This window comes from candidate division KSB1 bacterium (genome assembly GCA_034506335.1).
Lineage (GTDB): Bacteria > Zhuqueibacterota > Zhuqueibacteria > JANLFK01 > Oleimicrobiaceae > Oleimicrobium.
On the sequence record JAPDPR010000078.1, the window covers coordinates 1 to 10,621 of the forward strand.

General features: G+C 59.9%; 8 protein-coding genes. 7 read left to right on the forward strand and 1 reads right to left on the reverse strand.

The window, feature by feature from the left end:
- Both ONB25_14705 and ONB25_14710 read left to right on the forward strand, forming a co-directional pair.
- On the forward strand, positions 1–1,304 hold a 1,304-nt coding region (locus ONB25_14705), incomplete at its 5' end, for an FAD-binding protein (protein ID MDZ7394134.1).
- Positions 1,305–1,332: 28 nt separating this feature from the next.
- Positions 1,333–2,025, forward strand: coding sequence for a bifunctional 4-hydroxy-2-oxoglutarate aldolase/2-dehydro-3-deoxy-phosphogluconate aldolase (locus tag ONB25_14710; protein MDZ7394135.1), 693 nt, complete (start codon positions 1,333–1,335; stop codon positions 2,023–2,025).
- Between the two features lie 36 nt (positions 2,026–2,061).
- Here the strand turns inward: ONB25_14710 and ONB25_14715 are convergent, their stop codons facing one another.
- A complete protein-coding gene (locus ONB25_14715) occupies positions 2,062–3,792 on the reverse strand; it encodes a membrane dipeptidase (GenBank protein MDZ7394136.1) in 1,731 nt (576 codons plus the stop codon).
- A gap of 368 nt (positions 3,793–4,160) precedes the next feature.
- Here ONB25_14715 and ONB25_14720 point away from each other — a divergent pair, with 368 nt between their 5' ends.
- The 5 genes from ONB25_14720 to ONB25_14740 form a co-directional block, all read left to right on the forward strand.
- Positions 4,161–5,159, forward strand: a complete 999-nt coding sequence (locus ONB25_14720) for a substrate-binding domain-containing protein (GenBank protein ID MDZ7394137.1) — start codon at positions 4,161–4,163, stop codon at positions 5,157–5,159.
- Positions 5,156–6,676 (forward strand): sugar ABC transporter ATP-binding protein, encoded by a 1,521-nt coding sequence (locus tag ONB25_14725; protein ID MDZ7394138.1) that lies wholly within the window; start codon positions 5,156–5,158, stop codon positions 6,674–6,676. Before ONB25_14720 ends, ONB25_14725 begins: the two co-directional genes overlap by 4 nt.
- 8 nt (positions 6,677–6,684) lie before the next feature.
- Positions 6,685–7,668: an ABC transporter permease gene (locus ONB25_14730; protein ID MDZ7394139.1), complete on the forward strand. Its 984-nt coding sequence runs from the start codon at positions 6,685–6,687 to the stop codon at positions 7,666–7,668.
- A 107-nt stretch (positions 7,669–7,775) separates the two neighbouring features.
- On the forward strand, positions 7,776–8,102 hold the full coding sequence (locus ONB25_14735) for a Rho termination factor N-terminal domain-containing protein (GenBank protein MDZ7394140.1): 327 nt from the start codon (positions 7,776–7,778) through the stop codon (positions 8,100–8,102).
- Between the two features lie 420 nt (positions 8,103–8,522).
- Positions 8,523–10,621 (forward strand): hypothetical protein (locus ONB25_14740; GenBank protein ID MDZ7394141.1); only part of this gene is annotated, 2,099 nt, incomplete at its 3' end.

Below are 10,621 nucleotides of genomic sequence, written 5' to 3' on the forward strand. Positions count from 1 at the left end.
GCATGGCACTGGAAATCGGGGCCATTGCCCAAAACCTCACCGAGTGGCAATACGGTCTGGCGTCAATTGGCTTTCGCTGGAACGTCTCGGGAACGTACCAACAGGTAATCCCTCGCTACATTTCCACCGCGCCGGATGGGAGCGACGAGCGGGAGTTTCTCAACAGCTATTTCCCCTCCATGGGAGCTCTTGCCACAGCCATCTTTCTCAAAGGCTATCAATGGCCATTCGACGCGCGCAAAGTGCCAAACCACGGCTCCTCGTTGATTGACCTCCTGGTTTACCAGGAAACGGTCCGCAAGGGCAGAAGGGTATTCATGGACTTTACACGAAACCCGAGCGGTGCTGGAGTGCTGGATGACTTCTCATTTGATTGTCTGGCGGAGGAGGCCCGCACCTATTTAGAGCGTTCTGGCGCGCTGCTGCCCACACCGATCCAGCGCCTTGCAAAGATGAACCAGCCTGCCATCGATCTTTATCGCAGCCATGGCATCGACATCACGCGAGGCCCGCTTGAGATTGCGGTGTGCGCGCAGCACAACAATGGCGGACTGCAGGGCAATATCTGGTGGGAGTCCAATATCAAGCATCTGTTTCCCGTTGGAGAGGTCAACGGGACGCATGGTGTGTACCGTCCTGGGGGTTCAGCGCTCAATTCCGGGCAGGTGGGGAGCATGCGTGCCGCCACTTTTATCGCCAAGCGATACAGGGAAGAACCGCTGAGCGATGCGCAGTTCGTGGCAGTTGTTGAGGGGCAGGTCGCGGCAAAGGCAGAGCTCGCGCAACGAATGCTGAGGGATGAAAGTCGGGACCACGGTCTGCACAGCAGTGCCCGCACGGAGCTCCAACAACGCATGTCCACCTACGGCGCACATATTCGCAGCGTGGACGGAGTGAGTAAGGCTTGCTCTGAAGCGTGGGAGCAGCTCGAACGTCTGCGCAGCCGCCTGGGTGTTAAGCATCCGGAGGAACTGCCAGAGGCCTTCCGGAACCTCGACCTCTGTCTCACGCATGCGGTCTACCTTGAAGCAATGAAGGAGTACCTGCACAAGGGCGGGCGGAGTAGAGGGTCCTACATGGTCTTGGATCCCTCAGGAATGGTCCCGTGTCCCGAACTCGGCGATGAGTGGCGCTTTTCCCTGACCGAAAAGGACGCCTTTGTGAACCAGCACATCTTGGAGGTCCAGCTGGGAGAAGCGGGCGGTGTGCGTTGCCGATGGGTGCCAGTTCGGCCTATCCCTCGCGAGGATACGTGGTTCGAAAACGTGTGGAACGAGTTCCGAAGGGACAACATCATCCGCTGATTTGGGGGCACGACTTAGGGAGGTAACTATGCACAGGTCCCAGCAAGTCTTCGAGCGGCTTAGGAAGCAGCGCCTGATTGCGCTCCTCACCGCGCACTCTCCGGGCGAATGCGTTACGGCCTTTGAGGCCCTGGACCCATTGGGTGTGGTGTTGGAGGTCGCTTTCCGTTCCGCGGCGGCGCTAGACGGCTTGCGCGCGGTGCTGGAGAAGCATCCGGACGCACTCGTGCTGGCCGGTACGGTGATGACTTCGCGCCAGGCGGAACAGGCCATGGATATTGGTGTGGCCGGAGTGGTCTCGGCCGACTATGTGCCGTCGGTGGTCCAGGCATGCGTCGAACGGGACATAATGGTGGTGCCTGGCGGCCTCGGCGATGTGGGCAAGCAGCTTGCCCAAAAGGCTGAACTGTATGGCTGCGCATTCGAAGAACTCAAGACTCTCTATCCCTACCAGTGGGTGTACAAGCTTTTCCCTGCTGTGGCCGGGCAGACCCTGTACGTGGAGCTCGCCAAGGCCTGGAAGGGCCCATTCAGTGGCTTGACCGTCGTCTACACCGGCGGAGTCACCTTTCAAAACCTGCAGAGAATCGCCGCTCTCGACCCGGATGGCATTTTCTGCGGTTCGGCGCTCACCAAGGAGAGTGCAAGGCCGGCCCTCATGCAGGAGGAAGCAAAACGCTGGCAGGCGGTGGTGCGCGAGACGTGCCGGCTCTCATCGTGACCAAACGTAGGTTTGGGACCAGGCGAGGGGGATTGCTCAACTCCGTGCGCGCTGACAGACGGTCTTGAATACACGCAGAAAATTGCCGCCCAGGATTTTTTCCACTTCGTCTCTGGTATATCCGCGCCGGAGCAGAGTCCAGGTGAGATTCGGCAGATGGGCACAATCCTCCAGGCCTTGCGGGGTTCGGCTTATCCCGTCAAAGTCCGAGCCGATGGCCACATGGTCGATACCTGCCACTCGCGCGATGTAATCGATATGGTCTGCCACGGTATTCACACTCACCCGCTGTCCTGATGGGGCCAGGAATGAGGGGTAGAACACGACGCCAATTACCCCACCGGTGGAGGCAATGGCCAGGATCTGTTCATCCTTCAGGTTCCGCACATGGTCGCGCAGGGCTCGGGCGCCGGAATGGCTGGCGATGATGGGGTTGCGGGTCACTTCCAGGATGTCGCGAATGGTCTGCTCGCCCGTGTGCGAGACGTCGATGACCATGCCTAAGGAGTCCATGAGGGCGATCACCTGTCTGCCAAACGGCGAAAGACCTACGGTGGCAGAGCGCGTGTCTGAAGCGGACACCGCCCAGCTGGTGCTGTTGTTCCACGTGATGGTGAGCATGCGGACGCCGGCCCGATAGAGCGCGCGCAGGTTTTCCAGCGAGTTCTCGATCGCGTGACCGCCTTCCACGGCAAGAAGCCCCGCAATCCGCCCTTGATGCACAAGGCCCTCAATCTCCCCTGCAGAGGTGGCCTGACCAAGGCGGTCTGTGTTCTGCGCCAACTCGTTTCGCCAAAGAGCCACGTACTCCATCGCGCGGAGGAACGGCTGCTGTGCATATTGCTCAGGGTCGATCCAGATGGCAAAGACCTGCACGTCTATCCCACCGAGGACAAGGCGAGGAATATCCGTGTGGTTGTATGTGTGAAGGTCGCCGAGGTGGTATGGCCCAGCCTCTGCTACCTTGTTCAGGACGTCGTTGTGCAAATCGGCTACGACTGCATGCGCATGCACGGTCTCCAGGTACGTGAGCAGAGTGGCACAGCTTTCTGGTGGTGCAACCACCGTGTCCGGCACATAAGCGAATTTTTGAAAGATGATGCTTAGCCTTTCTTCGCTTTGTCTGGAGACCCTCGGCAGAGATGTGGGGTGTGCTGGACGCACCAGTACGAGGCCTCTCCCGCTGCCGTAGCCAAGCTGAATCATCTTGTGTAGAACCCTCTGCCCACGAGCTGTGATGGTTGCCACGTACACTCCTGGACTTCCGCGCCCTTCCCACAGCAACGCACTGAGGCCCGCCGGAAGAGCAAAAGTCTGTTCATGTACCTGGCGCCCAAGCACGTCGTGTATCACAATCCGCAGCGGCCCTGGTTCAGGCAGGATCACCTGAAGGCAAGTAGAGAGTGCAAATGGGTTGGGATAGAAGGGCGAGACCCAAAACTGAGTCGGTGGGCCGAGATGAGGCTCAAGAGTATGGGACAGAAGCTGGCACTGCCACCGACCGCTGGCGTCGGTCATGGTGGAATCAAGGAGCTTTTGGCTTTGATCAAGGATGACGACGCGGACGCTGTCCAGGGGCTGTGCCGTGGTGCGGTCTAGCACAAGACCGCCAATGTTTTCTGCCTCCGCGAGCCCGTGCCACACGAGCATCACGAGGGACAGAAGAGCAGTTTTTCCGTAGAATTCGGGTGCCATGCGTCTTGTTCTGTTTTGCTTGTCAGGGCCGAGAAAACGGCGTTCTACGTCGCGGTTTGCACTACCCGCCAAAGCGGCCTCGCCACAATGCCACCGTGTCTGTCCCCTGGATCAGTGGTGAGGGCGAGCTTCGTCTGGGCGGCAGGTCATGGGCAGCGTGGCGACGAACAGGCCTTGCCACTCTGGCCGCAATCGGCGCACAGGGCGAACCCGTGCGCCTGCTATGAGCTCTCGCCGACTTGCATCCTCGGCCAGGTAAGGTTACAAAACGGCGAGGAGAATCGCAAGGCTTATTGCTTGGGAGCGGTAAAGTGGGAGATACCCGTGGGTGTTAACGGGTACGCTGCCAACGCCATAGCGGCCCTTGACTTTTTGCCGGAAATTCTGTATAATGGAATGGCATGCTTATTCGGAGCAGGCACCTGGTCTGGAGGGACAGTATGAGGTTGAGAAGAAGGACTCTTTGGCTCGGTTGTTTCCTTGCGCTCGCGGGCTGTGGTCACCGGGAGCATCCAGCAGGAAAGACGGTGATTGCCGTCATCCCGAAGGGCACCACACACGTCTTCTGGCAATCAGTACACGCGGGAGCTGTCAAGGCGGCCACTGAGCTGGGCGTAGATGTCCACTGGCTTGGCCCAGAGAAGGAAGACGACCGGCAGCAGCAGATTGCCTTGGTGGACAATCAAGTGATGAAGCGCGTCTCGGGCATCGTGCTTGCCCCACTGGATGCCATGGCTTTGCGCAGGCCAGTGGAAAGCGCGGCACGACGAGGTGTGCCAGTAGTGATCATCGATTCGGACTTGAAGGGCTCACCTGACTCTTACATCAGCTTCGTGGCCACAGACAATCGGGAGGGGGGACGGATTGCTGGCCGTGAGTTGGTAGAGCTGTTGGACAGGAAAGGCAGGGTTGTGCTGCTGCGCTACATGGAAGGATCGGCAAGCACTGAGAACCGAGAGGCCGGCTTCTTGGAAATCGTTCGCCAGTGTCCGGGTATTGCCGTCGTCAGCGACGAGCAGCACGCAGGAGCCACCGCGGCGCAGGCACTGCAGGCCAGCGAGAACCTTCTCATGCGTTTCAAGGACCCGGCCGGGGAGCTAACAATCGACGGCATTTTTTGCCCCAACGAGTCCTCCACCTATGGCATGTTGCAGGCGTTGCGTCGGCAGCGACTGGCAGGCAAAGTCCGCTTCATCGGATTCGATGCCAGCCCCCCGCTGGTCGAAGCACTGCGTCAGGGAGAGATTGACGGCCTTGTCGTGCAGAATCCCTTTCGCATGGGTTACTTGGGGGTAACGGTCTTGTGTCAGCACCTGCAGGGTCAGGCTGTGCCCAAGGTGATCGACACAGGAGTGACTTTGGTGACCAGGGCTAACATAGATGAACCGCGCATCCAGGAGTTGATCAACCCGGACTTGAGCAAATGGCTGGGCAAATGAGCACGTCCCGTGGCCTCGTAATGGAGGGGATAGTCAAGCGGTTCGGAGCCACTGTAGCCCTTGGCGGGGTGGACTTTGCGGTGCGGCCTGGTGAAATCCACGCCCTGGTGGGCGAAAACGGCGCAGGCAAGAGTACCTTAATGAAGATTATCGCCGGTGCCCTCGCCCCAGACACCGGTTGCATGTTCCTGGATGGGCAGGCTTATCGGCCGCGCAACCCGGCGGAGGCCAAACGCGCTGGCGTGGCGATGATCTATCAAGAACTTGCCTTGGCGCCCCATCTCAGCGTGGAAGAGAACATCGTCTTGGGTGCCGAACCGACCCGTTGGGGGCTCCTCAATCGAGCGCAGATGCGTCGCGTGGCAATGCAGGTGTTAAGCCACTTTGGTGACCAAGCCCTTGCTCCCGAGACCCCTGTGCACCGCCTCTCCGTGAACGGCAGGCAGCTGGTGGAGATTGCGCGCGCACTTGCCTCTGGGTGCAAAGTGCTAATCTTGGACGAACCCACCAGCAGCTTGTCGCGGGAAGAAACGGCGAGACTCTTTGGCATCCTGCGCACCCTGCGCGAGCGCGGTCTCTCGATTGTGTACATTTCCCATTTCCTGGAGGAAGTGCAACAAATTGCTGATCGGCTTACCGTGCTGCGGGACGGCAAGGTGGTGGGAACGCACCGTACCGCAGATGTGACCACCGAACAGCTGGTCCGCATGATGGTGGGACGCGAGGTGAGCGAGCTGTATCCGCATGCGCCGCGCACACGGGGCGACCTGGTCCTAGAAGTGGATGGTCTTCGCGGACGACACAAGCCCGTTTCTGCTTCTCTGCAGCTACACCGCGGCGAGGTGCTTGGTATCGCCGGGTTGGTGGGAGCCGGCAGAACAGAGCTCCTGCGCGCCATCTTTGGCCTTGACCCTGTGGTTTCGGGGCGAGTCCGCGTGGGACTGTACGCCGGCCCGGCATCCCCAGTGCGGAGGTGGGCACAAGGAGTGGGGTTCCTCAGCGAGGACCGAAAGGAGGAGGGATTGGTTCCCCATTTTGGCGTGGCCGAGAACATCACATTGACGAGAATGGGGCAGATGGCTCCTCTGCGAATTCTCTCCAGGGGTAGGCTGCGGGCTGACGCACAGTCGATTATCAACGAACTGGACATTCGTTGCCGCGATCCTGAGCAGCGCGTGGTCCACCTTTCCGGCGGAAATCAACAGAAGGTGGCCCTGGGCCGGTTGCTCGTGCACAATGTGGATGTGTTGCTTTTGGACGAGCCCACGAAGGGCATCGACGTTGCCGCAAAGGCGACCGTGTACCGCATCATCGACGGGCTGGCCACCGGTGCGCTGAGCCCGGACCGTAAACCCAAGGCGATTCTCCTGGTAAGCAGCTACTTGCCGGAGTTGATGGGTGTATGCGATCGCATTGCCGTCATGCGCCGGGGTCGCCTGGGCCCGGCAGTCCCGATAGCTCAGCTTGATGAGCAAAAACTCATGCAGGCCGCCACCCTAAACCAAGAAGGAGCATAAAGCCCGTCATGCGTTTCAACCTGCCTGGACAGAGCGATGCATCGGTATCCCCCCGTCGACTCTTGAGCGGATTAGGGCCATTTCTTGCGCTGTTCTTGGTGTTCGGCTTTTTCGCCGTCCTCAATCCGCGTATGGCCTCCCTTGGTGCCGTGGAGACGATCGTGCAGCAGACGGTGATCGTGGGTGTTGCCGCCATTGGCATGACCATGGTGATCGTGTCGGGGGGCATTGACCTTTCGGCCGGCTCCATCATTGCCCTCGGCTCGGTGGTGGTAGCCCAAATGATGGTACTGTGGGGGGCAAACCCCTTCCTTGCTGCAGTGACCGGCATCGCGGCAGGGGCGCTGTGCGGTGCCATCAACGGCCTGGTGATAACTCGGCTCCGCGTCATTCCCTTCATCGTTACCCTCGGCACGCTGCTCATTGTCAGAGGTCTGGCCAAAGGTCTTGCCAACAGCATGCCGGTCAACGTGGGACAGACGTGGTTGAGCGAACTACTGGCGGCCTTGCCCGCAGAGCGCAGGTGGATGCTTGTGCCGCCGGGGGCCTGGCTGATGCTCATGTTGGCCGCCCTCGTGGCGGGATTCTTGCATTATACGCCGCTGGGCAGGCGCATTTTCGCCGTCGGCTCCAACGAGCAGGCAGCCCGCCTGTGTGGGGTGGATGTGCAGAGCGTCAAGACCTTTGTCTACACGGCAGCAGGTGCGTTCTCAGGATTGGCAGGTGTGATGCTGATGTCCTACCAGGAACAAGGGGACCCCACCGCGGCCGTGGGACTAGAACTGGATGTGATTGCCGCGGTCGTCATCGGGGGAGGTAGCCTCTCCGGAGGCGAGGGCTCGATCCTCGGCTCTCTGGTCGGCGCCGTGATTATGACTGTGATCCGCACTGGGTGCCAGTTGAACGGTTGGCCTACCTGGCTCACCCAGGTCGTGACCGGGGCTGTAATCGTTGTGGCGGTGGTGGTCGACCGCTTGCGCCATCGACAATAGAAGGCAGACCGGGGGTAGTAACCGGGCTGCAGGGCGGAGTGTTAGCCTCAGGAAGCGTTCTTTCAAATGACGAGGGAGTAGAGTCTTGCCACTAAGGAGGGAGTAAAATGACCTACACCTACTCTGAGCTCAAGCACAAGACAGTCGCCGAGCTGAGGGAGATCGCCAAGACGCTGGAGCACGAAGCGGTGCAGGGGTACACGCAGATGAACAAGGAACATCTGCTGGTGGCCTTGTGCAAGGCGCTGAATATCGACATGCACGAGCACCGCGTGGCGGCGATCCCGGAGAAGACTACCCTCAAGATGAAGATTCGTGCGCTCAAGCGCCAGCGCGATGCGGCCATCCAGGCCCACGACCACGAGGCGCTGCGGAGGATCAGGAAGCAGATTAAGAGGCTGAAGAATCGCCTGCGCCAGGCAGTGATGAGATAGCATTCGCGTTTTTCGGGGCGGCGCACTTTGCGGGAGATTCCTGGATGGGCTGCCTCAGAGCCTGCGACGCGCTGGCGTCGGTATTTGCGGCGCAGCCGGAGGAAAGGGGCACCCACCTCGGAGCTCTTTTGAGGGCAAGAGGCAGGCGGCAGGCAGCAGGCAGCCGTAGGCCGGAGAGAGTGATCCCAAGGACCTGGAAGGCTTTGGTGGCTTTCTTCTGCGGAGGGCGTATTGGCCCTTGACGCGGCCCGCGGGTTTTCTTATATTATCCCAAGCAGACACGGCAGTGTGCGCTGGTATGGCCTGAGAAAGGGCGCCCGAGGTGCCGGACGCGCTGCTTTTGTGGCGCGAACTGCTGTGGACGTGTGGGGAAAAAAATGAGGGGCTCATAGCCTCCCGGAAGAGGGAAGGAGGTGTGTCATGTCGCACGTGAAAATGGCCGCTATTTTTTGGTTTGGCCTCGCGGGCATCGCGGCAGGAGGCACGTGCCTAAAGTCCGGCCTGTCCTCTGGGCCGATGGCCCGCCACGCAGTCCAGCTGGACGCTAACGACGTGCGCACATGGGTCATCAACGACGGAACGCTGGGGCGAGACCCCGTCACCGGGAACGCCGGGTTCGAGTTTCCTGCGGGGAGCGGGAAGACTGTAGCGTACGCCACCGGCCTGTGGATCTCTGGTCTGGTAAGCGGGGCGGTACGCACCGCCTGCGCGGATTACAATACGGAGTTTCAGCCCGGACAGATCTTGCCTGATGGATCGCCGGCTGACCCCCAGCTGCCGATTTACCGTGTCTACAAGATACGGCCCGGGGACAGCGCTAACCCGTCTAGCCCTCAGTACAATCCTGATTATGCCGAATGGCCTGCCGCTCAGGGTGCGCCGACTAACCCTGATGGTTCCCCGATGGTAATCGGAGATGTGACCCTTTGGTATGTCATGAACGACGCCAACCAGAACCTCCATAATCTGGCGTACCATACCAAACCTCTCAACGTCGAGGTGCAAGTGCTCGCGTGGGCCTTTTCTCGCCCCGGAGAGGCCCTGAATAGCACGGTCTTTTTTGAATACACGATCATCAACAAGGGTAAAGAGCCCATAGAAAACGCCTACGTGGGCATTTTCGCGGATCCGGATGTGGGAGACGCCAACGACGATGGTTCGGCGTGTGACACAACCCTGGACCTGAGCTACGCATACAACAGGCGCCTTTCAGACCGCATCTACGGCATGCGAGTACCTGCCTGGGGAGTCGCGCTGCTGCAAGGGCCAGTGGTGCCGGCCCCTGGGCACACGGCCTACCAGTTCCGCCGGGGTCGGATTCAAGACGCCAAGAACCTTCGTGTATCCGCGAATATCGCGTACTACTGTGGCCACCGCACATACCACGACCCAGGGTACAGCCAGCAAGGGGCCCACCAGTTGCATAATAACATGCAAGGGCTGCTCTCGGATGGTAGCCCTTTGATGGACCCCGTCACAGGGCGGGCCACGACTTTCATGAATTCCGGTGACCCAATCGGGCGAACGGGCTGGCTCGACGACCTTATCACGCCCCCCTGCGATGTCCACTTCGTGCAAGCCACGGGACCATTTTCCCTGGCCCCGCTCGATACGCAACGCATCATATACGCTTATTCGGTGGCCTGGGCGATGAATCCTCTGTTGAGCATTGTGGAACTCAGAAGAGAGGTGGGGTACGCGCGTGCTGGACTCCTCTCTGGATTCGCAGTGGACGTGACAAATGCAATGGCCTTCTTGGGGTTGGGAAGCCACGCAAAGGTAGGACTCCGAGTGAAGGTGGAAAGCAGAGTAGGGGTGTGCGCGGTCAACGCGGAGTTTTTCGATTACAGCGGTGTGTTGCTCCATCGCATGCAGCTTTACGATGACGGCGCGCATGAGGACGCGCACGCCAACGATGGCTTCTATGGGAATACCTGGGAGACACCGCCACGGGATAAGGCTTTGCGCGTCGATCTGCACGTGCTCGATGAGCATGGCCGCGACCATGTCTTCGCCCATATTCTGGGGGCTATCAACCTCGCCGGGCCGGATGAAGGATGGAGAACGCTGCCTCCGCGCATCGTCGCTGATCACATGAACAGCGACGGCATCGCGAATCCTGGTGAGGTGGTCAAGTTCCAGGTGCCCGTGGTCAACCTTTTCGGTGACTCTGTGCGGGTGCTTGACCTCGTTGCTTTCTGTGACGATCCGGCTGTCGATACACTCATCCAGGGGCTCAGGTTCGAAAGCATCGGCCCTGGAGACACAGTGGGCGTGAACCATGACCCCAGTTTGATGGTGCGCATAAAGCCCGACCTCCCCAACGGCAAAACGCTTTACGTTGGGCTTTCGCTTTTTGATAGCGAGTACCGTTGGCAGATGCGCTCCTGCGCGCTTCCCATCCGTCTGTACACGTACGTCCCCAATGAGCTTGTCGTGTATGAGGAGCCGCGCCGCAGCGAAGCTTACTTCAAGATTCGGGTGGTCGATCCAGGCAAGCTCACCGGTCACGCTTACAC